Below are 26,937 nucleotides of genomic sequence, written 5' to 3'. Positions count from 1 at the left end.
GCGTCCGCGACCCCGCGACCGGTCGCCGTAGGGACCAAGGACCCTCTGGAGCGGCGCGATGTCCCGGCGCTGGAGGACTTCCGGCTCTGCCCGCGCGACCGCGAGCGCAGTGGAATGAGAAGACCCCCGCCCCTCAAGGAGGACACGATGCGCGTCAAGGTCAGCGAGGTCATGACCCACAAGGTGGCGTCCGTCAACGGAGCCACGCCGTTCAAGGACGTCGCCGAGGTGCTCATCGCCCACGGCATCAGCGCGGTCCCCGTCGTCGACGCCGGCGACCATGTCATCGGCGTCGTCTCCGAAGCGGATCTTCTGCACAAGGAGGAGTTCAAGGAGCAGTTCTACCGGGAGCGCTACCGGCAGCCGCTGCGCGCCCGGTTGCGTCACCGGCTCGCCCGGGAGAGGGGCCGGGGCAGGGACAAGGCACGCGGGGAGACCGCGGCCGAGCTGATGACCTCCCCCGCCGTGACCATCCGCCCCCAGTCCGCAATCGTGTACGCGATGCGACTGATGGACGAGCACGGCGTCAAGCGCCTGCCGGTCGTCGACGAGCACGGGACGCTGGAGGGCGTCGTCAGCCGCCAGGATCTGCTCAAGGTCTTCCTCCGATCGGATGCGGCCATCACCAAGGAGATCGAGAAAGACGTTCTGGACCACTCCTTGTGGGTCGACACCTCCCGGGTGAAGGTCGCCGTGCACCGGGGCGTGGTGACGCTGACCGGACGCATGGACCGGCGCAGCGAGGCGGAAATCGCCGCGCGCATGGCACTGCGGGTCAACGGCGTGGTCGACGTCGTCGACGAGATCCACTGGAACGAGGACGACACCACGGCCTGGACGGGCCGGTAGCGCCCGGTCGTCTCCCGGTGCCGGACGGCACATGATCCGCGCGTGCGATCCGACGGCGAGGACCGAATCGTCCACCCACACTGGACGACCGCATCCCGGCGACACCCGTACCAGGTGCTGCCGCATCTCCGAGCCGGATTCGCGGCCTCCCCCTCCGCAGATGCCACCCGCATGGTCTCGTGCCGTCTCCTATTGGGGCAGCGCCTTGCGCCGCCGGGCCAGGGGACTTTCGGTCCTTTCCCGCTCACGATCCCCCTGAAGGCCGGAGGCAGGTCTGTCTGTCCGAGAGAAGCGCGTCCTCGCCGCGATCGCCGGACATCTGCGGACAGAAGAGCCGGACCTGGCCCACACCCTCGGTTCCTTCGCAACCGGCGCGATCACCGCGGTGACCCTGCCCTCCCGGCGGCACATGCTCGCCGTCGCCCTGATGGCGGCACTCATGGCCGTCATGGCCGTAGCGCTCCCGTCCTTCGGAGGCGCCGGCGGCGACTCCATTGCTGCCACGCATGCGCAGCACGGCGGTTGACCTCCCGCCGCTCCGCTGACCGAGGGTTTCGCCACGTTCGGTAGTGGAAAGTCTCCGGCGCGCCCACAATGCGGGGCATCCGGTCCGGGCCTGAAATGGGCCGGCTTACTGGGCTGTCATAGCGGTGGCCCAGGTTGAGCATCACCCCGTAGTCTCGCGGATTCCGAAGACCGGGAACCTCCGGTTCGGAAAGCGTCGCCGATCCCCGGTTCTGATCGCCCTGAGCGGCCACGGGCAACGCCGAGTGGTTGAACGGTGTCGACCGAGTCCACCGGCAAGGACCGCAGCCGACACTCGTCAGTGGCGTCGGGGCACCGCCTCACGTGAACGTGCGAGATGAGCACGCAATCTTCATGCTCGGCCTCCGTAGAGGAGGCCAGGGACGAGTGAGCGGAGAAAGAGGGACGGAAGTCCCATCGGTCAGGGCCGTTTTCCTGCGACACGGGGTCAAAGGAAAAGGTCGAATAATGACAGATTCCCGGCTGTTGGGCAGACGCACCACGGGCCACACGAAGCCCGGGACGGTCACCGGCCACCGCGCCGTCCATGCCGAGAGGGCCACCGCCGACCGGGCAGGTGGTCGCATCACTGTCAATCGGGAAACACCATGAAAAAGACAGAAGGCGGACCACTCCCCGGAGTGGCCGCCGCTGATCACACCACAGCGGCGGGAGGAACGGCCCCGCGCGCCGAAAAGGGCGCCCGCCTGGGGCTGCCCCAGGCCACGGCGCTGGTCGTCGGGAACATCGTCGGCACCGGGATCTTCCTGCTCCCGGCCTCACTGGCGGCGTTCGGAACCGTGAGCATCCTGGCGTTCGGCATCGTCACCCTCGGTGCGCTCGCCCTGGCCGTCGTCTTCGGCCGGCTCGGCCGGCGCATCCCGGCCTCCGGCGGGCCGTACGCCTACGCCCGCGAGGGCTTCGGGGAGTTCCCCGGCTTCCTCAACGCCTGGTCCTTCTGGATCACCGCCTGGGCGGGCAACGCCGGCATCGCCTTCGCCTGGGTCGGCTACGTCGTCTACTTCGCCGACGCCGCGTTCGGGCTCGACTGGAGCAGCGTCCCCGCCCAGGTGGTCATCGGACTGACGGGCCTGTGGATCCCGGCGCTCATCAACCTCGCCGGCGTCACCAAGATGGGCGCCTTCCAGCTGGTCACCACCATCCTGAAGTTCGCCCCGCTGATCTTCGTCGCGATCGTCGGCCTGTTCTTCGTCCAGGCGGACAACTTCGGCCCCTTCAACGCCACGGACGGCTCGTGGATCGGCGCCCTCTCGGTGGCGGCCGCACTGGTGCTGTTCGCCTACTCCGGCGTGGAGAGCGCCAGCATCGCCGCGGAGAAGGTCGCCGACCCCGAGCGCAACATCGGCCGCGCCAGCGTCTACGGCACCCTGGCCTGCGCGGTGCTCTACATGCTCGGCACCGTCGCCGTCTTCGGCACCGTCCCCCACGACAAGCTGGTGGACTCCACCGCCCCCTTCGCCGACGCGATCAACGCGATGTTCGGCGGCAGCGCCTGGGGCGTGGTGATGGCCGCCTTCGCGATCATCTCCGGCATCGGCGCGCTCAACGGGTGGACCCTGCTGGTCGCCGAGATGCCGATGGCCGCCGCCCGCGACGGCCTGTTCCCGAAGATGTTCACCCGGATGCGCGGCGGCAACGTGCCGTGGGTCGGCATCGTCGTCGGCACGGCCCTGACCTCGGTCACGTTCGTCCTGGCCTTCGCGGCGGAGAACGCCTTCAACACGATCCTGCTGCTGGCCGCCTTCACCACCGTCGTGCCCTACCTGTTCTCCGCAGCCGCCCAGCTGTTCTGGCTCGTCACCGGCGAGCGGCAGGTCGGCAGGAAGAAGGGTCTGGGCTGGAACCTGACCTTGGCCGTCGTGGCCCTGCTGTTCAGCTTCTGGATGATCTTCGGCGCCGGCGGCGACGCGGTCTTCCAAGGCACGCTCATGCTGCTGGCGGGCATCCCCGTCTACATCTGGGTCAAGGCCTCGCGCGGCGAGTACGGCCCCAGGGAGACCACGAGAATGACAGGAGAACTGCGATGACCTTCCACGTCGGCTCCGAGGTCGGCCGGCTCCGCCAGGTCATCCTGCACAAGCCCGAGCTGTCGCTGAAGCGGCTGACCCCCTCCAACAAGGACGAGCTGCTCTTCGACGACGTGCTGTGGGTGCAGCGCGCGGTGGAGGAACACGAAGAGTGGCAGCAGACCCTGCGGGACCGCGGCATCACCGTGCACCTGCTGACCGATCTGCTGCGCACTACCGTCGACATCCCCGAAGCGCGCAAGCACATCCTCGACGGCAGTGTCGATGAGCGCTTCTTCGGGCCGATGGCCACCGACGCCGTCCGCAACACCTTGGACGGCCTGGACACCGTCATGCTGGCGCGATTCCTGACCGGCGGCATCACCAAACGGGAGATCATGGAACTGGGCTGCGAGCCCAAGAGCGTCGCCTTCCGCGTGCTGGAGATGGACGACTTCGTCCTGCCGCCGCTGCCCAACCACCTGTTCACCCGCGACACCTCCTGCTGGATCTACGACGGCGTCTCCATCAACGCCATGAAGAAGAAGGCCCGCCAGCGCGAGACGGTCAACTACGAGGCGATCTACCGCTATCACCCGATGTTCGCCGACGGCTACGACCGGCCCGAGGCCGAGGACGGCTACCACGTGTGGATGCCCGGCATGGCCGCCGCCCCGGCCACCATCGAGGGCGGGGACGTGCTGGTCATCGGGCGCGGCGCCGTCCTGGTCGGGATGAGCGAGCGCACCCAGCCCCAAGCCGTGGAGACGCTCGCCACCCGGCTGTTCTCCCAGGGCGCAGCCAAGAAGATCGTCGCGCTGAACATGCCGAAGGCGCGGGCGTTCATGCACCTGGACACGGTCATGACGCAGGTGAGCGTGGACACGTTCACCAAGTTCGCCGGTCTGGGCATGCTGCCCTCCTACACGATCGAGCCCGGGGACATCCCCAAGGAGCTCAAGATCACCGACCATGCTCCGGAGGAGATGCACAAGGCCATCGCGCGGGCCCTGGACCTGGACGACATCAAGGTGCTGACCGCCACCCAGGACGTCTACGCGTCCGAGCGCGAGCAGTGGGACGACGGCTGCAACGTGCTGGCCGTCGAGCCCGGAGTGGTGGTGGCCTACGAGCGCAACACCACCACCAACAACTGCCTGCGCGCCAACGGTGTGGAGGTCATCACCATCCGCGGCAGCGAGCTCGGCCGGGGCCGGGGCGGCCCGCGCTGCATGAGCTGCCCGATCGAGCGCGACGGTATCTGACCTGCGACAGGTCATCTCCCTGCCGGCACCCCGCCGTCCGCCCCGGCAGGACCCTCTCCCTCACTGATCCCGCGGGGATCATCATCACGGAGCACACGAAATGGCATTCAATCTTCGCAACCGCAGCTTCCTGAAGGAACTCGACTTCACCTCGGAGGAGTTCCGCTACCTGATCAAGCTAGCTGCGGACCTCAAGGCCGCCAAGTACGCCGGTACCGAGCGACAGCGGCTCAGCGGCAAGAACATCGCCCTGATCTTCGAGAAGACCTCCACCCGCACCCGCTGCGCCTTCGAGGTCGGCGCTCTGGACCAGGGCGCCCACGTCACCTACCTCGACCCGTCCGGCTCGCAGATGGGCCACAAGGAATCGGTCAAGGACACCGCCCGGGTGCTGGGGCGGATGTACGACGGCATCGAGTTCCGCGGCCGCAAGCAGGCCCACGTCGAGGAGCTGGCCGCCTATTCGGGCGTGCCGGTCTGGAACGGCCTGACCGACGAGTGGCACCCCACCCAGATGCTCGCCGACATGCTCACCATGGCCGAGCACAGCGACAGGCCCCTGCGTGAGATCTCCTACGCCTACCTGGGCGACGCCCGTAACAACATGGGCAACTCGCTGCTGGTCACCGGTGCGATGCTCGGCATGGACGTGCGGCTGGTGGCGCCCAGATCCCTCTGGCCCGACGAGGTCGCGGTCGTCAAGCCCGCCCGGGAGCTCGCCGAGCAGACCGGCGCGAAGATCACCATCACCGAGGACGTCGCCGAGGGCGTGCGGGGTGTCGACTTCCTCTACACCGACGTGTGGGTCTCCATGGGAGAGGCCAAGGAGGTATGGGAGGAGCGCATCGACCTGCTGATGCCGTACCAGGTGAACACCGCGCTGGTGGAGGCGACACGCAACCCGGCGGTGAAGTTCATGCACTGCCTGCCGGCCTTCCACAACAGGGAGACCGCCGTCGGCCAGGACCTGTTCGTCAAGACCGGCCACGAGGCGCTGGAGGTGACCGAGGAGGTCTTCGAATCTCCCCGTTCCATCGTCTTCGACCAGGCCGAGAACCGGCTGCACACCATCAAGGCCGTCATGGTCGCCACCCTGGGGGGCTGAACGATGCGCGTACTGGTCGCCCTCGGCGGCAACGCCCTGCTGCGGCGAGGGCAGAAGCCCGACGCCGACCTGCAGCAGGACAACGTCTGCGTCGCCGCCGCATCCCTGGCCGAACTCGCCCGCGAGCACGAACTCGTCATCACTCACGGCAACGGCCCACAGGTCGGGGTCCTGGCGTTGGAGAGCGCCACCGACCCCAACCTCACCCGCCCCTACCCGCTCGACACGCTCGGCGCGCAGACACAGGGCATGATCGGCTACTGGATGCTCCAGGCGCTGCAGAACGCCCTGCCGGGCCGCCAGGTCATCTCCATGGTCAACCAGACGCTCGTCTCCGCGGTGGACCCGGCCTTCACCGACCCCACCAAGTTCGTCGGCCAGGTCTACGACCAGGCCGAGGCCGAGCACCTGGCCCAGGAGAACGGCTGGACGGTCAAGCCCGACGGGCCGTACTGGCGCCGCGTCGTGCCCTCGCCCGCCCCGCAGCGGGTGGTGGAGACCCGGCTGATCCGGGGCCTGATCCGCGAGGGCGTCGTGGTGGTCTGCGCAGGCGGCGGCGGCGTCCCCGTCATCCGCAACGAGCGGGGCCGGCTGCAGGGCATCGAGGCGGTCATCGACAAGGACCTCACCGGCTCGATGCTCGCCGAGGCGCTGGAGTGCGATGCCTTCCTGATCCTGACCGACGTGCCGCGAGTCATGAAGGACTTCGGCACCCCCGAGCAGCAGGAGATCCGCCACACCACCCCACACGAACTGCGCGAGCTGGACTTCCCCGCCGGGTCGATGGGACCGAAGGTCGAGGCGGCCTGCCACTTCGTGGAGACCACCGGCGACATGGCCGCCATCGGCCGGCTGGACCAGGCCCCACAGATCCTGGAGGGCACGGCGGGCACCATCGTCACCCCCAACGCCACCTGGCCGCTGGCCAGCACGCTGTGACGCCGCGAGGGCTCCGGGGCGGCGGTCCACCGCCGCCCGGGGCCCGGGTGTCCGATCCGGGGCGGAGGTCGCGACGGTAGTCGCTCCGGCGATCGCCACGGCCGCGGGAGCCCTCGCCGTCGGCGACGCCGCCGCCCCGGTGAAACTGGAGGTCTACCTCGACTACATGTGCCCGTTCTGCGGGCGCTTCGAGCAGGCCAACAGCACCGAGCTGGATCGCCTGGTCGCCGGCGGCACGGTACGGCTGGAGCTGTACCCGTTGGCGTTCCTGGACCGGATGTCCAGCGGGTCGCAGTATTCGACCCGGACCGCCAACGCGATCGCCACCGTCGCCGACCGGGCACCCGGCGCGTTGCCGGCCTTCAACACCGCGCTGTTCGCCCACCAGCCCGCCGAGGGCAGCAGTGGCCTGTCCGATGACGAGATCGCCGCCCTGGCCCGGAATGCCGGTGTGCCGCAGGACGTCGCAGACGCTTTCACCGACCGGCTCTTCCAGCCGTGGGTCGAGACCTCGACGGCCGCGGTGTTCAAGACGGGGATCGAGGGCACACCCACCGTGAAGATCAACGGTGAGTTGTTCACCGGCGACCTGTACACCGCCGGGCCGCTGACGGCGGCCGTCACCGCCGCCAAGGGCAAGTGGACGAAGTACGGCGCCGCCCTGTTCGGATAACCGGGCCGGCTGATGTCCCCGAGCTCGGCGAAGACGCCCCACGATGTGACGGCGGGCACATGTTCTTGCGCGAGCCCAAGGACATGCCGCCCTCCCGCCGACGCACCGAGTGGCTCTATGACCCGCTCGCCCGCTACAGCCTCAAACGATGTGACGGCTGGAGCGGCGACAAGGTTCACTTTGGTGTGGCCACCACCGCCGCCGGCGCCACCGATGTGGAGATGACCGCCCCGATCCAGGTCGTCCTGGCTGCGGCCGATCTGCTGCTGGGGAGCATCTGGTCGATGCGGGCTGCGTCAGCGCGTCCCCGCTGGTCGCCGCAGCCGCCTGCGGAGTCGAGTCGACGGGCCCGGTCCGCGCCGGCATCTCATGGCAGATCACGAGCCCAGAGGGCCTCAATTTGGAGGACTTCACCATCGACTGGGAGTCATGCCGCATCCCTGCCCGCAGGGCCACCACAGCATCCGGTGAAAACCGCCGCACGCCTCGGCGGAGTTGAGGATCCTGGTCACGGCATTTCAGGAAGCCGTGCGGGATGAGGTGGCCGGAGGCGGCAGGTGGGTGGGCGCGGGCCGGGGCAGGCGGACGGAGCCGTCCACCCATGAAGAATATGACCTTGGTCCCGCCCGCGGAGGCCTTTGCGCCGCAGCCCTGGGCGGGGCCCGTCCCGCACTGTTGGGGTGAGACGGCAGCCACGAGCCAACGAGGTGACCCCCATGACCGACTCCCCAGTGAGAACCGCCCCGACCGCCGACGTGCGGATCGCAGTCGACGCTCTGGTGGGCAACGCGCTCAAGGCCCTGACCGAATACGACTCCTTCACGCAGGAGCAGGTCGACCACATCGTCAAGAAGGCGTCCGTGGCGGCACTGGACCGGCATGGCGCGCTCGCCGCCCTGGCCGTGGAGGAGACCGGCCGCGGCGTCTTCGAGGACAAGGCGGTGAAGAACATCTTCGCCTGCGAGCACGTCACGCACAGCATGGCTGATCTCAAGACGGTGGGGGTCGTCTCCCGCGACGAGATCAGCGGGATCGTGGAGATCGCCGACCCGGTCGGCGTCGTCTGCGGCGTCACCCCGGTCACCAACCCCACCTCCACCACGATCTTCAAGGCGTTGCTGGCGCTCAAGACCCGCAACCCGATCGTCTTCGCCTTCCACCCGTCGGCGCAGCGCTGCAGCGCCGAGGCCGCGCGGATCGTCCGCGACGCCGCAGTCGAGGCCGGCGCCCCCGAGCACTGCATCCAGTGGATCACCGAACCGTCCCTGGAGGCCACCTCCGCGCTCATGCACCACGAGGGGGTCTCGACCATCCTCGCCACCGGTGGGAACGGCATGGTCAGGGCCGCCTACTCGGCCGGCAAGCCCGCCCTGGGGGTCGGCGCCGGGAACGTCCCGGCCTACATCGAGCGCAGCGCCAAGCTGCGCCGCGCCGTACACGACGTGGTGCTGTCCAAGACGTTCGACCACGGCATGATCTGCGCCTCCGAGCAGGCGGTCATCCTCGACCACGAGATCTACGACGCGGCGCTCGCCGAGTTCCGCAGGCTGCACGCCCACGTCGCCACCCCCGAGGAGAAGGCGAAGCTGGAGGAGTTCGTCTTCGGCGCGGCCGCGGGCGGCGAGGGCTGCTCGGGTGCGAGGCTCAACCCCGACGTGGTCGGCCGCTCCCCGCAGTGGATCGCCGCGCAGGCCGGCTTCACCGTCCCCGGCGACACCTCGGTGATCCTCGTCCCGGTGGACGCGGTCGGCCCGGCCGAGCCGCTGACCCGGGAGAAGCTCTGCCCCGTGCTGGCCGTGCTGCGCGCCTCCTCGCGCGAGGAGGGCCTGACGCACGCCGAGCGGATGGTCGAGTTCCACGGGCTCGGGCACAGCGCGGTCGTCCACACCGAGGACGCCGCCCTCGCCGAGGAGTACGGCCGGCGCGTCAAGGCGGTCCGGGTGATCTGGAACGCCCCGGCCTCCCAGGGCGGCATCGGCGACATGTACAACGCGTTCCTGCCCTCGCTGACCCTCGGCTGCGGCAGCTACGGCCACAACTCGGTGTCGAACAACGTCACCGCCGTCAACCTGATCAACATCAAGCGCATCGGGCGGCGCAACAACAACCTGCAGTGGTTCAAGATCCCCGCGAAGATCTACTTCGAGCCGAACGCGATCCGCTACCTCACCGACATGCCGGACGTGCACCGGGTGACGGTCGTCACCGACGCCGTGATGACCCGGCTGGGCTACGTGGACCGGATCATCGACGTGCTGCAGCGCCGCGGCGAGCGGGTGGCCCTGCAGATCGTCGACGACGTGGAGCCGGAGCCCAGCGTCGCGACGGTGGACCGGGGCGCCGAGCTGATGCGCTCCTTCCGGCCGGACACCATCATCGCGCTGGGCGGCGGCTCGGTGATGGACGCGGCCAAGGTGATGTGGTTGCGCTACGAGCACCCGGAGGTGGTGTTCGCGGACATGAAGGAGAAGTTCTTCGACATCCGCAAGCGCGCCTTCCGCTTCCCGGCGCTCGGCGAGCGGGCCCGCCTGGTGTGCGTGCCCACCACCTCGGGCACCGGTGCGGAGGTGACGCCGTTCGCGGTGATCACCGATGGCGCCACCGGCAAGAAGTACCCGCTGGCCGACTACGCGCTCACCCCCAGCGTCGCCATCGTCGACCCGGTGCTCGCGGCCGACCTGCCGCGCGTGGTCACCGCCGACAGCGGCTTCGACGCGCTCACCCACGCCATCGAGTCCTACGTGTCGGTCTACGCCAACGACTTCACCGACGGCCTGGCCCTGCAGGCGGTCAAACTCGTCTTCCGCTACCTGGAGCGGGCGGTGCAGCACGGCGCCGCCGACCCGGAGGCCCGGGAGAAGATGCACAACGCCGGCACGATCGCCGGCATGTCCTTCGGCAACGCCTTCCTCGGCATCGTGCACGCCATGTCGCACACCCTGGGGGCCACCTTCCACGTGGCACACGGACGCACCAACGCGCTGCTGCTGCCGCACGTGATCCGCTACAACGGCACCGTGCCGTCGAAGCTGTCGGGCTGGCCGAAGTACGAGGACTACCGGGCCCCGGAGCGCTTCTGCGAGATCGCCCAGGCACTCGGCCTGCCCGCCGCGACCCCGGCGGAGGGGGTGGAGTCCCTCGCGGCGGCCGTGGAGCGGTTGCGCGACGCGGTCGGCATCGAGCCGTCGTTCCAGCGGATAGGCGTCGACGAGGAGGCGTTCCTGACCTCGCTGCCGCAGCAGGCGATGAACGCCTACCAGGACCAATGCGCTCCCGCCAACCCGCGCATGCCGATGCTGGACGACATGCAGACGCTGATGCGGGCCGCCTACTACGGCCGCCGCGACGGCGATGCAGAACGCGCCGCGTGACGGGCAGCTCCAAGCAACCGGTGTCCGCGTTCAGGGCGGAAATCCCGTCCTCACTTTCCCGGACCGGGGGCCACCGGCGTCCCGGTCTTGCCCTCGGTTGTCACCGACGCCACCGGCATCCCGCTCGCCGTCATCGTGACCGGCGGCAACCGCAACGACGTCACCCAAGTTGATGCCGCTGCTGCAGGCCATCCCCAAGGTGCGGGGCAAGCGCGGCCGCCTCCGGCAGCGGCCCGAGGTCGTACTCGCCGACCACGGCTACGACCACGGCAAGTACCGCCGCCTGGTCCGGCAGTTGCAGGTCCGGCCGCCGATCGCCCGCCGCGGCACCGAGCACGGCTCCGGCCTGGGCGAACAGCGCTGGGCGGAAGGCTGGGGCAGCGCTGGCTCGCCGCGGTCACGCAGGTCCTGCGTCCCGACGACACCGACTCCCAAGAGTGCATCGACTGAACTAAACGGATTCCAACAGTGACGTTGCGTAATCTGCTCTCATGTCGAAACCAGATGCCGCTCTCCAGACCCTCGTCGATGTCGTCACCCATACGCAGGCCGGTATCAGCATCACAGTGACGGTCAGCGGCGCGACCATCACCGGGGTGCTCGTCTCCGCTGAGGAGTTCGCCGCCAACGTCGCCCAGCAGATAAGCAGGGCACACGACTTCGCCTCTGAGGATGTCAAGGGATTCAACCTCCTCTTCGAGCATCTTGGCGAGGCTGCTCGCGGAGAATTCCTGCACCTGCGGGACGCGCAGCTGGCCACGGGCGTTGAGCCTCCCCAAGGAGAAGGCGGCTGGTGGCGTGTCCGGATCGCCGACGTCGGCGGATGGTCCTGTGGCCGCGTATCCACGCTGAGGTAGCCGGCCGGTTTGGCGGGTGGCTTCTACGGCATCTCCGCCAGCTCCGGGACCCTGAAGTGATGATCGGCAGGGCGAGTGCCCTCACTCCTGCCTCCTGAGGTCCTGGCGGGTCTCTCGGGCGACGCTGTCATCGTCCTGTACGGCCAGGTCTCCGTCCGTCTCGCCCGGCCCGGTCTTGCCCAATGCACCGCAGTACTGGCGGGCCACCCCCGGCGACTCGTCGCCGTCCTTGACGAAGGACACGTCATCGATCACCCAGGCCACCGGGCGGATCGCCGCCTCCATCCGCCAGGCAGGCTCGGCCAGGACCAGCCGGTGCGACCAGGGGGCGTCGGTGCAGAACTGCTGCAGTCCTTGGCGGTCCACACCGAGCCGGGCCGCCATCGGTTCCATCGATTTGCGACGTCTGTCGGTCAGCAGGCCGCGTACGTACCGCTCACCCCACCGCCGTTGATCAGTGCGGGCGAAGCCGGAGAACACCTCGGTGGCGAAGGTCTCCAGCCGCGCCCGCACGTCCTCGCGTTCTTGAGGGGTCATGCTCCCTCACCCCCGTAGCAGGCGACATACCGTCTCCTACCCGAGGTAACCAAGCCCTACTAGCGCCTATTACCCTAATTTCCTACTAGTTATGTTGACAATCTTCGGGCGGCGAACCTACGGTGTGAGCGTGACGACCACGGTTCTGCTGACCACCCGCGGCCACGTGGACCTCTGCCGCGTGGCCAGCGCCCTCTGTCCGCCCTTCCGTCTCCCCGCCCATCCCCTTTCGGAAGGAAGCAACCCATGTCATCCCTCACCGTCACCCCTGTCGCGGGCCGCATAGGCGCCGAGATCTCCGGCGTACGGCTCGGCGGCGACCTGCCCGCCGGCGTCGTGGCCGAGATCCGCCTGGCGCTGCTCACCCACAAGGCGGTCTTCTTCCGCGGCCAGGACCACCTCGACGAGCAGGGCCAGGTGGCCTTCGCGGGCCTGCTCGGCGAGCTGACCACCGCGCACCCGACCGTCCCCTCGCTCGGCGGCCGCTCCCACATCCTCGACCTCGACTACAGCGGCGGGCAGAAGGTCGACCGCTGGCACACCGACGTCACCTTCGTCGACCGGCCCCCGCTCGCCTCGGTGCTGCGCGCCGTACAGGTGCCGGAGGTGGGCGGCGACACGCTCTGGGCCAACACCGTCACGGCCTACGAGCACCTCCCCGCCGAGTTGCGCGAGCTGCTCGACCGGCTGCGCGCGGTGCACACCAACCAGTTCGACTACGCGAAGGTGGCCTTCGCCGACGATCCGGAGCGGGCCCGGGAGTACGCCGAGGTGTTCGCCTCCACCGTCTTCGAGACCGAGCACCCGGTGGTCCGCGTGCACCCGGAGACGGGCGAGCGCTCGATCCTGCTGGGCGACTTCGCCAAGCGCCTGGTGGGCCTGTCGTCCGAGGCCTCGGCCTCGCTGATCCGGCTCGTCCAGGAGCAGGTGACCCAGGTCGAGAACACCGTGCGCTGGCGGTGGGCGCCCGGCGACGTGGCGGTGTGGGACAACCGCGCCACCCAGCACCGGGTCGTGCACGACTTCGGCGACCGGCCCCGCCGCCTGCACCGGGTCACCGTCGCCGGGGACGTCCCGGTGGGCGTGGACGGCCGGCCGAGCACCGTGCTCACCGGTGACGCCGCCGCCTACTCCCCCGTCGCGGCCTGACGACCGCGGCGGAAGGCCCCGGTCGCCCTCGGGCGGCCGGGGCCTTCCGCGCATCGGACCGCTCTGCCCTACCGGGACACCCGGTCCACCCGCCGGCGGCGGCATACGGCCGCCCGGCGCGGTCGCCGACCGTCGGCCGCGCCGGGCGGAACCCGCGGCGGCCGCTCGGCCGCTTCCCCTCGTGGGGCGGCGCAGCGCGCCGGCCGCTCAGCCCCTGCCTCCTCCTTCGGCACGGCGCAGCGCGGCGGCCGGCACCGGGATCGCGGGGAACGGGTTGTCCGGCAGCAGCACGACCCGGCGCGGCCCTCCCGCCAGCCCGGCGGCGTCCAGGTGGAGCAGAGCGGCCCCGACTCCCGCGGCACCCACCATGTAGCCGGTGTCCGCGGTGACCTCTCCGGGCCGGAGCCTCCGGTATGCCTGGTACCACCGGTAGCCCCGGTCGTCGTGCCCGGTGGCGCGGGCGATCAGGTCCTCGGCGAGCGTGCGGGCGAACTCCAGGTACCGCTCGTCGCCGGTCACGGCCCACAGCCCGGTGAACAGCTCCACCAGACCGGCGGTGCCGCAGCACTGGCAGGCGGTGTTCCAGTAGCCGGCCGTCCGGCGGCGCGGGATCCCGCTGCGCATGACGCCCCGGGCGAGCCGCTCGGCCCAGTCCAGGTCGCCCCGGTCACCGGTCACCCGGTGGAGCTCGCAGAACATCCTCGCCACCCCCGCCGACCCCGAGCAGAAGCCCAGGTAGTGCAGGTTCCTGCCCTGCGGCACGTGGTGCGGGACGGCGGCGCACCCGCCGGTCACCACGCTGACCGTGCGGACGAAGTCCGCCCCCCTGCGGGCTGCCTCCAGGAACCGCCCGTCGCCCGTCACGCCGTACAGGCGGGCGAGCAGGAAGGCGGTGCCCGCGGTGCCGGAGAGGAAGCCGGGGGTGACCGCGTCGGTCGGCAGGCCGGGGCAGTCGCCGAACCGGTGGCCCGGCACCACCAGGCGGGCGATGCGCCGGCCGGCCTCCACGGCGACCTCCTCGTAGGCGGGGACCCCGAGGATCCCCGCGGCGTGCAGCAGGCCGAGCACGATCCCCCCGTCACCGCGCTGCGCCGGGTCCCTCGACCAGCCGAGACCGTCGTCCAGCCGCCGCACGCCGCGGACGATCCGGTCGGCCGCGGCCCTCGCCGCCTCCTCGAACTCCTCCTCGCCCGTCGCCCAGCCCGCCTCGGCCAGGGCGAACACCGTGCCGGTCAGGCCGTGGTAGAGGGACAGGTCCGTCTGGTCCCGCCAGGTGGCGGCCAGGTAGCGGGCCCCGGCGCGGGCGTCCTCCAGATATGCCTCGTGGCCGGTCGCGGCGGCGAGCTCCAGGAAGAACAGCACGATGCCCGCCGCTCCCGCGTAGAGCGAGGCGGGCTCTGCCGCCAGCGCAGACCGGCCGCGCGGGTCCGGGTTGGCCTTCCAGTGCCGCCCTCGCCCGTCGTCGACGGCCGCTGAGCGGATCCAGCGTCCGGCCATGACGGCGGCGGTCAGCGGGGTCTCGGCGCGCGCGCTCGATGAGCGGGTCTGGTCCAGACTCATGACTAGATTATCCCACACATTTGGTAGGAAAATAAGGTAATCGCGAGCGAGGAGAGAACAGCATGCCCCTGCCCGACTTCCTGGTCATCGGCGCCCCCAAAGCCGGGACCACGGCGCTGCACGCCGCGCTGAGTCGTCATCCGTCCCTCCACATGTCCCCGGTCAAGGAACCCAAGTTCTTCCTCACCGACGGCCCTCCGTCCGGCAGGGGCGGACCCGGCGACGCCCAGACCCACCGCGAACACGTCTGGCGGCGCGAGGACTACGAGGCCCTGTTCGCCGCCGCCCCGCCCGGCGCCCTCCGCGGCGAGTCCACACCTTTCTACCTCTACGACCGGGCGGCGCAACGGCGCATCCGCGCGGCGATCCCGCACGCCCGGCTCATCGTCGTCCTGCGCGACCCCGTCGAACGGGCGCACTCCAACTGGGCGCACCTGTGGTCGGCGGGGCTGGAGCCGGTCGGCGACGTGGTGCGCGCCTGCGCCCGGGAGGAGCGGCGGATCGCGGCCGGGTGGTCGCATTTCTGGCACTACCTGGCCCTGGGCCGGTACGGCGAGCAGCTGGAGCACCTGTACACCCTGTTCCGCCGCGACCAGGTGCTGGTCTTCCGCTACCGCGACCTGGTCGACCGGCCGGCCCGGACGCTCGACCAGATCTGCGTCTTCCTCGGCGTGGAGACCGGGGTCGTCACCGAGATCCCCCGGGAGAACGTGACCGCCCATCCGGAGCCCGGCCATCGGCACCGGCTGCTCTCGGCCGCCCTGCGCGCCGGCGCGGAGGCGGGCAGGTTCCTGCCCGGCGGGCTGGGAACGGCGCTGACCGAGCCGCTGGAGGGACTGCTCCAGCGGCGGGGGAACGCCCGCCGGCCGCTCACCTGGGAGCAGCGCCGGCTGCTCATCCCCCGTTTCGTCCGGGACATCGAGCTGCTCCAGCGTGTCACGGGCGAGGACTTCGGCGACTGGCTCGGCCCCAGGGAGCGATCGGGCGGGCTGGTCGGCACCCGGCCCGACGGCCAGCGGCAGGCCCGCAACGGCCGCCCCCGATCCGGCTGACCCCGATCACGGGCCGGGCCCGATCCGGCCGGCCCTGCTTCGGCGCGCCCCGATCACCGGCGGGCCCTGCCCGCCCCTGCGGGCCCACCGGCCGGGCCGGCCGCCCGGGACCGCCGGCCGGGCCCGTCAGCGGAGGCCGGCGCCGGGTCCGGTGCGCAGCCCGGCGCGCAGCTCGGTGCGCAGCTCGTGGGCGCCGTCGGCGCGGGTGCACTCGTAGTAGAGCCGCAGGCCGCCGTCCGGCAGGTCGACGGCGTCGAGGTAGCGCAGGCCCCCGCCGCGGTGCGGGGAGAACGCGGCGGGGGTCTGCCCGACCGGGGCCAGCGCCGCCGGGTCGGTGCCGACCGCCACACCGGTCCGCTCCTCGTAGTTCTCCGCGGCGCTCGCCCTGCCGTCGTAGAAGGCCAGGACGAGGTCGCCGGTGAAGCGCACCACCGTCACCCTGGTGCCGCGCGCGTCCCACGCGCCGGGAGTGCCGCTCAGCGCCGTCCCGTGCCAGGTCCACTCCAGGCCGTCGCCGCTGGTGGCGTAGGCGGTCACCATCCGGTCGGCCTCGTCGGGGTCCGCCAGGGGGTGGCAGGACGCCCACAGGTGCCACACCCCGCCCCGGCGGACGATCACCGGGTCCTTCACCCCGGTCTTGGGGTCGCCGGGCAGGACCACCCTGCGCTCGCGCGGGTCGAACCGGGCCGGGTCGTCCGCCTCCAGCACCTCGACCCGCCAGTGCTTGGTCCCGTGCGTGGCGCAGCTGAGGTACAGCCGCCAGCGGCCGTCCTCGGTGCGCACCAGCGCCGGCCGCTCCAGGGACTCGGTGTCCATCTCCTCGCGGGTGATCGTCAGCAGGGTCTCGAACCGCACCCCGTCTCGCGACCGGGCGACCACGACGGCGTGACCGCGCCCCTCCCCCGGCGGCCTGCGCAACCGGTAGGCCAGGTGGATCAGCCCGTCGTCCCCCGCCACCGCGCTGGGAGCGCCGGCCCAGTGGCCCTCCCCCGCCTCCTGCGGGGCCACGGCCGCCACGGAGCGCCCGGGCTCCGGGAGCAGCGCGGTGATCCTGGGATCCGTCTCCTCGATCTGCACGGTCCCGACGGTAGGCGGCGTTGCGCTGGCGCTCATGGGGATTCACCATTCCTGGTCGCGGCGTCGACGGTTCTTGACGCGTACGCCGGAGGCCGCCGCGCCATTACCCCAAAGCCTAGTCGGCTTAGTAGGGAATCTGATGGAGAAACGGCGCGGCGGCCCTGCGTGTCCGGCCGGGCGGCGCCCGGTCTCAGCCGGGCAGCGCCCGGCGGGCGTGGGCCCGGACGTCGGCGTCGGCGTCGGACAGGGCCGTACGCAGCGCCCGGGCGACCTCCGGCCGCTCCGCCCACGCGCCCAGCGCGAGCACGGCCGCCTTGCGCACGTCGAGGTTGCCGTCGGACAGCGCCGCGACCAGCGGACCGGCCCCGGCCTCGGGACCGGCCGCCCCCAGGCACCGGGCCGCGCCGACCCGCACCTGCCAGGCGGGATCCTCCAGCGCCCGTACGGCCTCGGACGCCAGCGGGGAGCCGGTCGCCCCGGAGGACTCCAGCGCCGCCGCCCTGACCAGCGGGTCGGGATCGCCGGCGAGTTCCGCCAGCGCCTCCGAGGGCTTGCCGATCACCCCCAGGCCCCGGGCCGCCTGGACGCGGACCTCCCGGGAGGCGTCGCCCGCCGCCGCGGCCACCAGGCCGGACTCGTCGAGCGAGACCAGCCCCCGGATCGCCTCGATGCGCACCCGGTGGTCGGCGTCCCGGGTGCCCTCGGCGAAGGTCTCCGGCGTCCCCAGTCGCAGCGCGCGCAGCACGTCCAGGACGGTGCCGCGGACCGCGGCGTCCGGGCTCCCCGCCCGTCCGGCCAGGGCCGCGCCGAGCTCCGGGGTGGCGGGCAGCACCTCGACCAGCTCCCGCAGGCCGCTCGCCGCGGCCCGCCGCACGGTGCCGTGGCCGTCGTCGAGCGCGGCGGCCAGCGCCCCGCCCGCACCCTCCGGCACGGTCTCGGTGAGCGCGGCGATCGCCGCCCTGCGCACCTTGGGGTCGGGGTCGGCGAGGTAGGGGGCGAGCAGGTCCAGGGACGGCTGCTCCTCGGCGAGCCGGTGCAGCTCCAGGATCCGCGGTGAGCGCCCGACCGCCGTCCGGCCGGTACGCGACTCCGCCGCGCGCCGTACCGCGGCGGTCGTGTGGGCGCCGACGAGCACCGGCTCGGCCGCGACCGGCTGGAACTCCTCCACCGGCACCAGGTACGGCTCGACCGGCCGCTTGACGAACTCCATCGCCCCGTCGGGCCGCCTGCGCAGATTCAGGTGGAACAGCCAGGAGGCGTCGTCGCGCGCGGGCAGGTCGGCCCGCTCGTGGTACAGGCCCCAGCGGCTCTCGGTCCGCACCAGCGAGGAGCGGGCGGCCATCTCGGCGCAGTCGCGGATGAAGTCGACCTCGGCGCAGCGCATCAGCTCGTGCGGGGTGCGCCCGCCCATCTGCGCGATCTCCTCACGCATGCGCTCGAAGGACTCCAGCGCGATCTCCAGCTTGGCCCCGGTCTTGGGCGGGGCGACGTAGTCGTTGACGAAGCGCCGCAACTTGTACTCGACCTGCGGCTGCGGCGGCCCGCCGGGGTTGCGCAGCGGGCGGTAGACGAGCTCGTGGGCGGCGGCGACCTGGTCCTCCGGCAGCGTGACCGGCACCTCGTGGTGGGCCGCGGCGTGCGCCCCGGCGAGGTCCCCGAAGACGAACGCGCCGATCATGTAGTTGTGCGGGACGCAGGCCAGGTCGCCGGCCGCGTACAGGCCGGGGACGGTCGTGGCGCCGTTCTCGTCCACCCACACGCCCGAGGCCGAGTGCCCGCCGCACAGGCCGATCTCGGAGATGTGCATCTCCACGTCGTGGGTGCGGTAGTCGTGGCCGCGCCCGGCGTGGAAGGTGCCGCGGGTGGGCCGCTCGGTGGAGTGCAGGATCTCCTCCACCGCGCCGACGGTCTCGTCGGGCAGGTGGGAGAGCTTGAGGTAGATCGGCCCGCGGGCGGAGGCGATCTCGGCTGCCACCTCGGACATCATCTGGCCCGACCAGTAGTCGGAGTCGACGAACCGCTCGCCCCGGTTGTTGACCTGGTAGCCGCCGAACGGGTTGGCCACGTAGGCGCAGGCCGGGCCGTTGTAGTCCTTGATCAGCGGGTTGATCTGGAAGCACTCGATGCCGCTGAGCTCGGCGCCGGCGTGGTAGGCCATGGCGTAGCCGTCACCGGCGTTGGCCGGGTTCTCGTAGGTGCCGTAGAGGTAGCCGCTGGCCGGCAGGCCGAGCCGCCCGCACGCGCCGGTGGCCAGGATCACCGCCCCGGCCCGCACGGTGACGAACCGCCCGCTGCGCGTGTCGAACCCGGCCGCGCCGACCGCCCGGCCGCCGTCGGTCAGCACGCGGACCGGCATGAACCGGTTCTCGATCCGGACCCGCTCCCGGATCTCGCGGCGGCGCAGCACCCGGTAGAGGACCTTCTTGACGTCCTTGCCCTCGGGCATCGGCAGCACGTAGCTGCCGGAGCGGTGCACGCGGCGGACCGCGTACTCCCCGTACTCGTCCTTCTCGAACTTCACCCCGTAGCGCTCCAGCCTGCGGACCATCTCGTGGCCGCGGGTGGCGGTCTGGTAGACCGTCCTCTGGTTGACGATCCCGTCGTTGGCCCGGGTGATCTCGGCGACGTAGTCCTCGGGGCTGGCCTTGCCGGGGATCACGGCGTTGTTGACGCCGTCCATGCCCATGGCCAGCGCGCCGCTGTGCCGTACGTGGGCCTTCTCCAGCAGCAGCACCCTCGCTCCGCGCTCGGCGGCGGTGATCGCGGCCATCGTGCCGGCGGTCCCGCCACCGATGACGAGCACCTCGCAGTCCAGTTCGAGGCGGTCCTCGACCGGGGGGATCTCCATCACGGCTCCTACAGCTCCTTCAGAATGCGTTCACGCAGGTCGGCCCGGCCGGTCCCGGCCTCCTCGCCGGCGCCGCGCGGCGTCTCCAGCACGGCGCGGACCCCGGTACGGCCCAGCACCGCGACGCGGTCGGCCAGCAGCAGGGCCTCGTCCACGTCGTGGGTGACGAACACGACCGTCGCCGAGGTGTCGCGCAGCACGTCCAGCAGCAGGCGCTGCATCCCTGCGCGGGTCTGCGCGTCCAGCGCGCCGAACGGCTCGTCCATCAGCACCGCGCGCGGAGCGCCGACCAGGGCGCGGGCCAGCTGCACCCGCTGGCGCATGCCGCCGGACAGCTCGCGGGGCAGGTGCCCGGCGAACCCGCCCAGCCCGACCCGCTCGATCCACTCCCCGGCGGCCCGGGCGCGCTCGCGGCGGGGCACGCCGCGGATGCGCAGCGGCAGCTCGACGTTGCGCCGGACCGAGCGCCACGGCAGCAGCCCGTCGTCCTGGAAGACCATCGCGCGGTCCGCCGAGGGCCCGGTGACCTGCGCTCCGTCGGCGAGGATCCGCCCCTCGCCCGGCGGGAGCAGCCCCGCCAGCGCGCGCAGCAGCGTGGACTTGCCCGACCCCGAGGCGCCGACGACGACCAGGACCTCGCCCGGGGCCACGTCCAGCTCGACGCCGCGCAGCACCGCCTCCCTGCCGTAGCCGAGGACCGCGCCCTCCACCCGGAAGGCCAGGCCGGTGCCGCCCTCGCGCCGGGCCCCGTCCGCGGGGGCGGCACCGGCGGTGCTCTCCGCTACCGGCGTCATGCCCTGCTCCCTTCCGCGCGGGGCAGCCAGCGGGTGGCCCGCCGCCCGACCAGTTCGATGGCGGCCGAGGTCAGCCAGCCGAGGACGCCGATGGTGACCATGCCGACGATCACGCCGGGGTAGTCGACGACCGTGTAGGCGTGCCAGGTCCGGTAGCCGACCCCGAACTCACCGGAGATCATCTCGGCGGAGATCACGCAGATCCACGCCACGCCCATGCCGACCGAGAGCCCGCCGAACACGCCCGGCAGGGTGCCGGGCAGCACGACGTTCCACAGCACGTGGCGGCGGCTCCCGCCGAGCGTCCTGACCGCGTCCTCCCACAGCGTCGGCAGCGCCCGCACGGCGTGCCGGGTGCTGACCATGACCGGGAAGAAGGCCGCGGTGAAGGTGATGAAGACGATGCCCTGCTCGTCGGTGGGGAAGAGCAGGATCGCGATCGGCACCAGGGCGATGGCGGGGATCGGCCGGACCGCCTCCAGCAGCGGCAGCAGCACGTCCCCGGCCCGCCGGGAGCGGGCGACCAGGACGCCCGCGGTGATCCCGGCCGCCGCGGCGAGGCCGAAGCCGGTGAGGATGCGGATGAGGCTCTGCAGCAGGTCGAGGTAGTAGACCGGGGTCGCGAGCTGCCCGGCGAACCGCTCGGCGATCTCGCCGAGCGTGGGCAGGCGGTCGAACCTGAGCCAGAGGCGGGCGTCGGCCGCGGTGAGCGCCTGCCAGAGCCCGGCCGCCGCCAGCAGGGAGACCGCCCGGGTGCCGGCCATCACGCGCCCTCCTCGCCGGCGGCCCGCACGGCCGCCTTCAGGGCCTCGCCGTAGGAGACGGTCTCGGCGTCCGGGTGGGCGCCGAGGTAGGCCCTGGCCCCGTCCTCGGTGGTGAAGGGCAGCAGGCGGGCGTTCCCCGGCGCGTCCGGGTCCTCGACCCAGACGGACCGGTCGGCGAACCAGCGGGTCCCGGTGGCGGTGTCGGGGACGTAGGCGGCGCGGATCGCGGTCTTCGCGTCCTCCGCCGCGGCGACCTGGCGGAGCAGGCAGGTGGGCGTCGCCGCGGGCCGGGTGGCCGTCTCGCCGGTGAGCCAGAGCTCGGAGGCGGTGGCGGGGTCGTCCACGGGGACCGCGCAGACCGGGTCGGTGCCGGTGATCCGGGCGGGGTTGGCGGTGGAGGCGAGGTCGGCGTCGTAGGCCGGGCCGTACGCCCTGCGCAGGTAGGAGTCGTTGACGAACCGGGAGACGTCCACCCGGGTGAAGCCGTCGCCGATGCGCTCGAGGTAGGGCACGTCGTGCTCGTGGGCGGCCCTGAGCCGGGGTTTGAGGGTGACGTCGAAGGTGGAGATGCCGCCGGGGCCGTTGTAGAGGTAGACCACCTCCGCCGGGAGCCCGGTCTCCTCCGCGACCGACTCGGCGGCCTGCAGCGGGTGCTCGTGCAGGTGGCGGGTGGCGTCGATCTGCGCCTTGAGGAACGCGTCCACGACCTCGGGGTGCTCCGCGGCGTACGCCTTGCGCAGCACGACGCCGTGGAAGGTCGGCACGTCCAGGGCCGCGCCGTCGTACAGCAGGCGGGCCTTGTCCTGGAAGACCAGCAGGCCGGGCCAGGCGACGAACTGCGCGTACCCCTGCACTGTGCCGGCCTCCAGCGCGGACGCGCCGACCGGGGGCTGCTGGTTGACGGTCTCGACGCCGTCCACCGGGTCGATCCCGGCCTTCTCCAGCGCCTGGACCAGGGTGCCGTGCCCGGCCGAGCCGACGCTGGCGGAGATCTTCGTCCCTTTGAGGTCGGCCAGGGTCCTCGCCTCGGAGTCCTTGGCGACGACGACCATGTTGAGCGCGCCGCGCAGGTTGTAGCCGGTGATGGAGACCAGTTCGGTGCGGGCCGACTCGATGCCCTGGGTCCGGGAGGCGTTGATCAGCAGCGGGTAGTCGCCCATCGAGCCGATGTCGATCTTCCCGGCGACCATCTTGGCGGTGATCGGCGCGCCGGTGTCGTGGTCCTGCCACTCGACGGCGTACTTCTCGCCGAGCCGCTTCTCCAGGTAGCCGAGCGAGCGCAGCAGCGTGCCCGCGGTGACCGTGTTGATCGTCTTGGACTGGTAGCCGACGACCACCCGGATCTTCCCGGCGGCGTCGCCACCGCCGTCGCGCGCGGCTCCGGCGACCGAGCAGCCCGCGACGGCCAGCAGCAGGGCGGCCGCGGCCGCCGCACGGAAGGGACTCATCTTCGCAGGATCCTTCATCGCAGCAGGTAGGGGATGTCGATGGTGACGGCGCCGGTGGGGCAGCGGGCCGCGCACGGGCCGCAGTACCAGCACTCGTCGACGTGCATGTAGGCCTTGCCCGTCTCGTCGCTGATCGCGAGCGAGTCGAGCGGGCAGGCCTCGACGCAGAGCGTGCAGCCGTCGATGCACAGGGCCTCGTCGATGGTCACCGGGACCTCGACGCGCTGGTTGATCAGGGGCATGCGCCCTCCTCGGGGTCGTCGGAGTCGCGGCGCAGGTGGCCGCGCATGGCCAGGCGGTCGCCGCGGAAGCGGACGAACTCCAGGTCGACCGGGCGCCCGTCCGCCAGGTGCGTGAGGCGCTCGACCATCAGCAGGGCGGCGCCGCGCGGGGCGTCGAGCACGGCGGCGGTGTGCGCGTCGGCGTTGACGGCCTCCAGGGTCAGCTCCGCGGTGCCGAGCGGCTGTCCGGCGATCCGCTCGAGCAGCACGAAGACGTCGTTGCCCTCGAGATCGGCGTCGAACAGCGGCTCACCGACGTCGCGGACGAGGTAGGTCAGGTCGAGCGAGAGCGGCAGGCCGTTCAGGCGGCGGAGCCGTTCGAGGTAGACGACCTGCTCCCCGGCGGCGAGCCCGAGCCGGCGGGCGACCGCGGCGGGCGGCTCGATGAGGCCCATGGTGCGGACCTCGTTGCCCACCCGGCCGTGCTCGTGGAGCGTCTCGGCCAGGCCGAGCAGCCGCTGCAGGCCGTGCGGGTACTTCTCCGCCGCGACCGTGGTGCCGATCCCGGGGCAGCGTTCGACGAGTCTCTCCTCGCGCAGCAGGTCCAGCGCCTGGCGCACGGTGTTGCGCGAGGTGCCGAACTCGCGGGCGAGCGCCGCCTCCAGCGGCAGCCGGCCCGTGCCGAGCCCGCCGTACAGGATCTCCCTGCGCAGCAGGTCGGCGACCTGCCGGGCGCGGTCGGCCCGTGGCCGCCGCGCGCCGGTCGCGGCGGGTGCGACCGCCGCCTTCTCCGTGCCCGTCTTCTCCATGCCCGCCTCCGGCGTCCGCCGACCTGATGACGGGCATTACCCTACTCAACCGATAGGGATAATCGTATAACGGCCGGATTACGCCACCCGGGAGACCGTCGGCGGGCCTCCGACCTGCCGCTGCTCCGCGCCGGCGCGGAGACCCGCCGGCGGATTCGCCCGCACGCGACGGCGGCGCAGCCCGCTCAGCCCCCTTCGCCGAACCGGTGCGTCCCCTTCGGAGGGAATTCGCCGTCTTCAGCGGCTTCGGGGACACTGGGCGGAACCACCCCACCCGAAGGAAGCGCATGGATGCACGTTCCGAGGCCGGCAGCCGCCTCACCGCCCTGGGCACGCAGTTGCTCGAGGTGCACCTCTGGCTCCGCGAGATGCTGGAGGACCTCCAGGACGGCATCGACGACTACTTCGACGGCAAGGGGCTTCCCCCGCGGGACCTGCGCGCCCACTGCCTGTCCTTCTGCACGGCGCTGACGCGCCACCACACCGGCGAGGACAGGGGTGCGTTCCCCGCGATCGCCGAGGAGTACCCCGAGCTGCGCAAGGTGCTCTCCGACCTGCGCACGGACCACAACCAGCTGGACTGGCTGATGGGGAACCTGCGGAGACTGATCGAGTCCCTCCCGGATGAACCCGACCCGGCCGCGGCCGCCAGGGTGCGCGAGGAGGTGACGGCGTTGTCGGCGGTCATGCAGACGCACTTCATCTACGAGGAGAAGAAACTGATCTCCGTGCTCAACTCGATGGACGTGCCCGAGTGGCGTGAGAACCGGCCCGCCTTCCTGCTGATCGACGACGAGGACGGACCCGCGGCTCCCTCCCGGTGAGGTCCCGCACCGGGAGGGACGGCGGCCGCCCGGCCGGGAGCGCGACCCGGCGTGAGGCTCAGGAGACGATGGCCCCGGCGGATCCGGGCAGGGCCGGGCCGACGGCCAGCCGGGCGCCCGGCGTGCGGCCGTGCCCCCAGCCGATCTGCCTGCGGTAGCCGCCGAGCAGCCCGCTCTCCGCGAGGGCGGTCTCGTCGGGCGGCTCCGGCAGCGGGTGCGCCCGCGGGGCCACGAACAGCGCGTCGGCCGGGCAGTACGCCTCGCACATGAAGCAGGTCTGGCAGTCGGCCTGCCGGACGATCACGGGCACGCCGTCCTCCCCCGTGTCGAAGACGCCGGTCGGGCAGACCTCGACGCACTTGTCGCAGGCGATGCAGCGCGCACGGGAGACCAGTTCGATCACGACGCCACCGCCGCCGCGCGCTCCGGCGCGAACTCCGGCTCGGGCGCCGTCCACACCTCGTCCAGCCCGCCCGAGACGATCCGGTGGTGCTGGCCGGGGTCGGCGTGCGGGAAGTCCTCGCGCTTGTGCATGCCGCGGCTCTCGGTCCTGGCCAGCGCGGAGGCGTACATCCAGCGCGCGTGCGCGGCCATCGCCGCCGCGGAGCGGGCGCGCGCGACGTCGGCCCCGTCGGCGTGCAGCGACCGGCGGGCCTGTTCCCAGACCTGGTCGAGCGCCGCCAGCGCGGGCGCCAGCCTCTCCCCGTGCCGCAGGTAGTTCTTGTCGTACGGCAGGACCTCCCGCTGGACGGCCTCGATCACCTCCCGGTACGGCTGCCGCCCGCCGGACAACGGCCGCAGCCCCGCTCCCCCGGTTCCGCGCAGCTCCCGGCCCGCCGGCCGGGCGCCCGCCGCGCGGGCGTGGCGGGCGGCCGCCACCCCCGCCCAGGTGCCCGACGACATGGCCCAGGCCGCGTTGTGGCTGCCGCCGCCGGTGAACCCGCCGCAGATGGGCTCCCTGGTCGCGGCGTCGCCCGCGGCGTACAGGCCGGGGACGGAGGTCGAGCAGTCGGGTCCGGCCAGGCGGATCCCGCCGGTGCCGCGGACGGTCCCCTCGGCGAGCAGCGTGATCGGGAACAGCTCGGTGAAGGGGTCGATGCCCTGACGGTCGAAGGGCAGGAAGAAGTTGGGCTGGGCCAGCCGCATCGCCTGCCGTACCCCCTCGTCGGCGCGGTCGATGCGGCAGAGCACGGGCTCCGACAGCAGCGCGCGGGCGATCACCGAGCGGCCGGCCGTGCTGCCCGCGCCCTCCAGGACGCCGCCGTCGGCGTGGTAGAAGGTGGCGAAGGAGTAGAAGGCCGTCTTGGTCACCGAGGTGAACTCGGGGGCGATGGCGTAGGCGTTGGAGAACTCCATCCCGGACATCTCGGCCCCGGCCTCGGCGGCGAACAGCGCGCCGTCGCCGGTGTCGACGTCGCAGCCGAGGGCCTTGCTCAGGAACGCGCAGCCGCCCGTCGCCAGCACCACCGCGCCCGCCCGCACCCGGTAGCCGTGGCCGTGCCGCCTGCGGTGCCCGGCGGCGCCGGCGACGGCGCCCTCGGCGTCGACGAGCAGCTCGGTGACCGGGCTGTGGTCAAGGACGCGCACCCCCGCGCGCCGGACGCGCAGGCGCATGCGGCGCATGTACTCCGGTCCCTGCAGGCCGCGCCGGATCTGCCGGCCGTCCTCGCCGACCGGGAAGGGGTAGCGGCTCACCTCCGCCAGCTCGTTCATGTTGGCGTAGGTCTGGTCCAGGACCCGGGCCATCCAGCCCCGGTCGGCCAGGTAGCCGCCCAGCCCCTCCCGGGAGGCCATGGCCTGCTCGCGGGCCGCCGGATCGGGCCGGACGTACCAGACGCCGGTGCCCGCCGCGGCGGTCGCGCCGCTGGTGCCCAGGTAGCCCTTGTCGGCCAGGATCACGTCGGCTCCGGCCTCGGCGGCCTTGACCGCGGCCCAGGCGCCGGCGGGACCGCCACCGGCGACCAGCACGTCGGCTGTGAGATCGAGTTCTGCCATGACCGCTCCTCACGGGTTCACCGGACCGTCCTCGCGGGGCGGGCCGTCCGGCCGGGGGACGCGAGCCCGGCCGGACGGCCTGCCGCCCAGCGACGGCGAACCGGCCGGACCGGTCCGGGCGCCGTCCCTGGATCGCATCCCCGACGCTACGTCCCGCCCGGCACTAAGTCAATTTTTCCTACTGGTTTTACATGGAAAATGTCCCGCATCACGTTTCCGGTCGTCAGCGCTTCCACCCGCGCATGTCG

At 72.1% G+C, this 26,937-nt stretch carries 24 protein-coding genes and 1 pseudogene; 14 read left to right on the top strand and 11 right to left on the bottom strand.

The features are described from left to right. The first annotated feature begins 147 nt into the window (after window positions 1-147). The 10 genes and pseudogenes from HS048_RS18230 (at window position 148) to HS048_RS18185 (ending at window position 11,611) form a co-directional block, all read left to right on the top strand. Entirely contained in the window at window positions 148-849 is a 702-nt protein-coding gene (locus HS048_RS18230; RefSeq protein WP_068901623.1) for a CBS domain-containing protein, read from the top strand. Between the two features lie 274 nt (window positions 850-1,123). Beyond that, complete coding sequence (locus HS048_RS18225; protein WP_196468028.1) at window positions 1,124-1,375, top strand: DUF3040 domain-containing protein; 252 nt, start codon at window positions 1,124-1,126, stop codon at window positions 1,373-1,375. A 607-nt stretch (window positions 1,376-1,982) separates the two neighbouring features. Beyond that, a complete protein-coding gene (locus HS048_RS18220; protein WP_196467599.1) occupies window positions 1,983-3,422 on the top strand; it encodes an amino acid permease in 1,440 nt (479 codons plus the stop codon). Next, entirely contained in the window at window positions 3,419-4,666 is a 1,248-nt protein-coding gene (locus HS048_RS18215) for an arginine deiminase (protein ID WP_196467598.1), read from the top strand. Before HS048_RS18220 ends, HS048_RS18215 begins: the two co-directional genes overlap by 4 nt. Before the next feature lie 100 nt (window positions 4,667-4,766). After that, the gene (gene argF, locus HS048_RS18210; protein ID WP_196467597.1) at window positions 4,767-5,771 is read left to right on the top strand and encodes an ornithine carbamoyltransferase; all 1,005 of its coding nucleotides are present in this window, start codon (window positions 4,767-4,769) and stop codon (window positions 5,769-5,771) included. Window positions 5,772-5,774: 3 nt separating this feature from the next. Next, entirely contained in the window at window positions 5,775-6,710 is a 936-nt protein-coding gene (arcC, locus tag HS048_RS18205) for a carbamate kinase (RefSeq protein WP_068901631.1), read from the top strand. Window positions 6,711-6,801: 91 nt separating this feature from the next. Continuing rightward, window positions 6,802-7,383, top strand: a complete 582-nt coding sequence (locus tag HS048_RS18200) for a thioredoxin domain-containing protein (protein ID WP_196468026.1) — start codon at window positions 6,802-6,804, stop codon at window positions 7,381-7,383. Between the two features lie 680 nt (window positions 7,384-8,063). Next, window positions 8,064-10,754: a bifunctional acetaldehyde-CoA/alcohol dehydrogenase gene (adhE, locus tag HS048_RS18195; RefSeq protein ID WP_307832531.1), complete on the top strand. Its 2,691-nt coding sequence runs from the start codon at window positions 8,064-8,066 to the stop codon at window positions 10,752-10,754. Window positions 10,755-10,850: 96 nt separating this feature from the next. Beyond that, a pseudogene (locus HS048_RS37270) lies at window positions 10,851-11,118 on the top strand (transposase); the annotation flags it as partial. A 127-nt stretch (window positions 11,119-11,245) separates the two neighbouring features. Further along, a complete protein-coding gene (locus HS048_RS18185; RefSeq protein WP_068901636.1) occupies window positions 11,246-11,611 on the top strand; it encodes a hypothetical protein in 366 nt (121 codons plus the stop codon). An 81-nt stretch (window positions 11,612-11,692) separates the two neighbouring features. Here HS048_RS18185 and HS048_RS18180 read toward each other — a convergent pair whose 3' ends face one another. Then, window positions 11,693-12,148, bottom strand: coding sequence for a transposase (locus HS048_RS18180; protein ID WP_196467594.1), 456 nt, complete (start codon window positions 12,146-12,148; stop codon window positions 11,693-11,695). A gap of 91 nt (window positions 12,149-12,239) precedes the next feature. On the opposite strand from HS048_RS18180, the gene HS048_RS39105 reads away from it, so the two are divergent. Then, window positions 12,240-12,434: a putative leader peptide gene (locus tag HS048_RS39105; RefSeq protein ID WP_374058767.1), complete on the top strand. Its 195-nt coding sequence runs from the start codon at window positions 12,240-12,242 to the stop codon at window positions 12,432-12,434. Then, the gene (locus HS048_RS18175; protein ID WP_196467593.1) at window positions 12,395-13,297 is read left to right on the top strand and encodes a TauD/TfdA family dioxygenase; all 903 of its coding nucleotides are present in this window, start codon (window positions 12,395-12,397) and stop codon (window positions 13,295-13,297) included. The genes HS048_RS39105 and HS048_RS18175 overlap by 40 nt, the downstream gene beginning before the upstream one ends. A gap of 207 nt (window positions 13,298-13,504) precedes the next feature. Here HS048_RS18175 and HS048_RS18170 read toward each other — a convergent pair whose 3' ends face one another. Beyond that, complete coding sequence (locus tag HS048_RS18170) at window positions 13,505-14,857, bottom strand: lanthionine synthetase LanC family protein (RefSeq protein WP_196467592.1); 1,353 nt, start codon at window positions 14,855-14,857, stop codon at window positions 13,505-13,507. A 62-nt stretch (window positions 14,858-14,919) separates the two neighbouring features. Here HS048_RS18170 and HS048_RS18165 point away from each other — a divergent pair, with 62 nt between their 5' ends. Continuing rightward, window positions 14,920-15,909: a sulfotransferase gene (locus HS048_RS18165; protein WP_196467591.1), complete on the top strand. Its 990-nt coding sequence runs from the start codon at window positions 14,920-14,922 to the stop codon at window positions 15,907-15,909. Between the two features lie 126 nt (window positions 15,910-16,035). Here HS048_RS18165 and HS048_RS18160 read toward each other — a convergent pair whose 3' ends face one another. From HS048_RS18160 to HS048_RS18130, 7 genes are all read right to left on the bottom strand, one after another. Beyond that, entirely contained in the window at window positions 16,036-17,022 is a 987-nt protein-coding gene (locus tag HS048_RS18160) for a hypothetical protein (protein WP_230880872.1), read from the bottom strand. Between the two features lie 154 nt (window positions 17,023-17,176). Then, entirely contained in the window at window positions 17,177-19,834 is a 2,658-nt protein-coding gene (locus HS048_RS18155; protein WP_196467590.1) for a fumarate reductase/succinate dehydrogenase flavoprotein subunit, read from the bottom strand. Window positions 19,835-19,842: 8 nt separating this feature from the next. Then, entirely contained in the window at window positions 19,843-20,628 is a 786-nt protein-coding gene (locus tag HS048_RS18150; RefSeq protein ID WP_196467589.1) for an ABC transporter ATP-binding protein, read from the bottom strand. Beyond that, window positions 20,625-21,392, bottom strand: a complete 768-nt coding sequence (locus tag HS048_RS18145) for an ABC transporter permease (protein WP_068901648.1) — start codon at window positions 21,390-21,392, stop codon at window positions 20,625-20,627. Before HS048_RS18145 ends, HS048_RS18150 begins: the two co-directional genes overlap by 4 nt. Beyond that, the gene (locus tag HS048_RS18140) at window positions 21,392-22,840 is read right to left on the bottom strand and encodes an ABC transporter substrate-binding protein (RefSeq protein ID WP_068901650.1); all 1,449 of its coding nucleotides are present in this window, start codon (window positions 22,838-22,840) and stop codon (window positions 21,392-21,394) included. Before HS048_RS18140 ends, HS048_RS18145 begins: the two co-directional genes overlap by 1 nt. 14 nt (window positions 22,841-22,854) lie before the next feature. Beyond that, window positions 22,855-23,082: a ferredoxin family protein gene (locus HS048_RS18135; protein ID WP_196467588.1), complete on the bottom strand. Its 228-nt coding sequence runs from the start codon at window positions 23,080-23,082 to the stop codon at window positions 22,855-22,857. After that, window positions 23,073-23,870: a GntR family transcriptional regulator gene (locus HS048_RS18130; protein ID WP_068901654.1), complete on the bottom strand. Its 798-nt coding sequence runs from the start codon at window positions 23,868-23,870 to the stop codon at window positions 23,073-23,075. The genes HS048_RS18135 and HS048_RS18130 overlap by 10 nt, the downstream gene beginning before the upstream one ends. A gap of 287 nt (window positions 23,871-24,157) precedes the next feature. Between HS048_RS18130 and HS048_RS18125 the strand changes: the two genes are divergently transcribed. Next, window positions 24,158-24,694 carry a hemerythrin domain-containing protein gene (locus tag HS048_RS18125; RefSeq protein ID WP_196467587.1) on the top strand — a complete coding sequence of 179 codons (537 nt, stop codon included), beginning with the start codon at window positions 24,158-24,160 and terminating at the stop codon, window positions 24,692-24,694. A gap of 58 nt (window positions 24,695-24,752) precedes the next feature. On the opposite strand, the gene HS048_RS18120 is transcribed toward HS048_RS18125, so the two are convergent. After that, window positions 24,753-25,097, bottom strand: a complete 345-nt coding sequence (locus HS048_RS18120; RefSeq protein ID WP_196467586.1) for a ferredoxin family protein — start codon at window positions 25,095-25,097, stop codon at window positions 24,753-24,755. Continuing rightward, on the bottom strand, window positions 25,094-26,689 hold the full coding sequence (locus HS048_RS18115) for an FAD-dependent oxidoreductase (RefSeq protein WP_196467585.1): 1,596 nt from the start codon (window positions 26,687-26,689) through the stop codon (window positions 25,094-25,096). The genes HS048_RS18120 and HS048_RS18115 overlap by 4 nt, the downstream gene beginning before the upstream one ends. Between the last annotated feature and the right edge of the window lie 248 nt (window positions 26,690-26,937).

It is taken from the genome of Planomonospora sp. ID91781, from assembly GCF_015711595.1.
Classification (GTDB): Bacteria; Actinomycetota; Actinomycetes; order Streptosporangiales; family Streptosporangiaceae; genus Planomonospora; species Planomonospora parontospora.
Note: the sequence above shows the minus strand (reverse complement) of the source record. Positions and strands in the feature narration are given on the sequence as shown.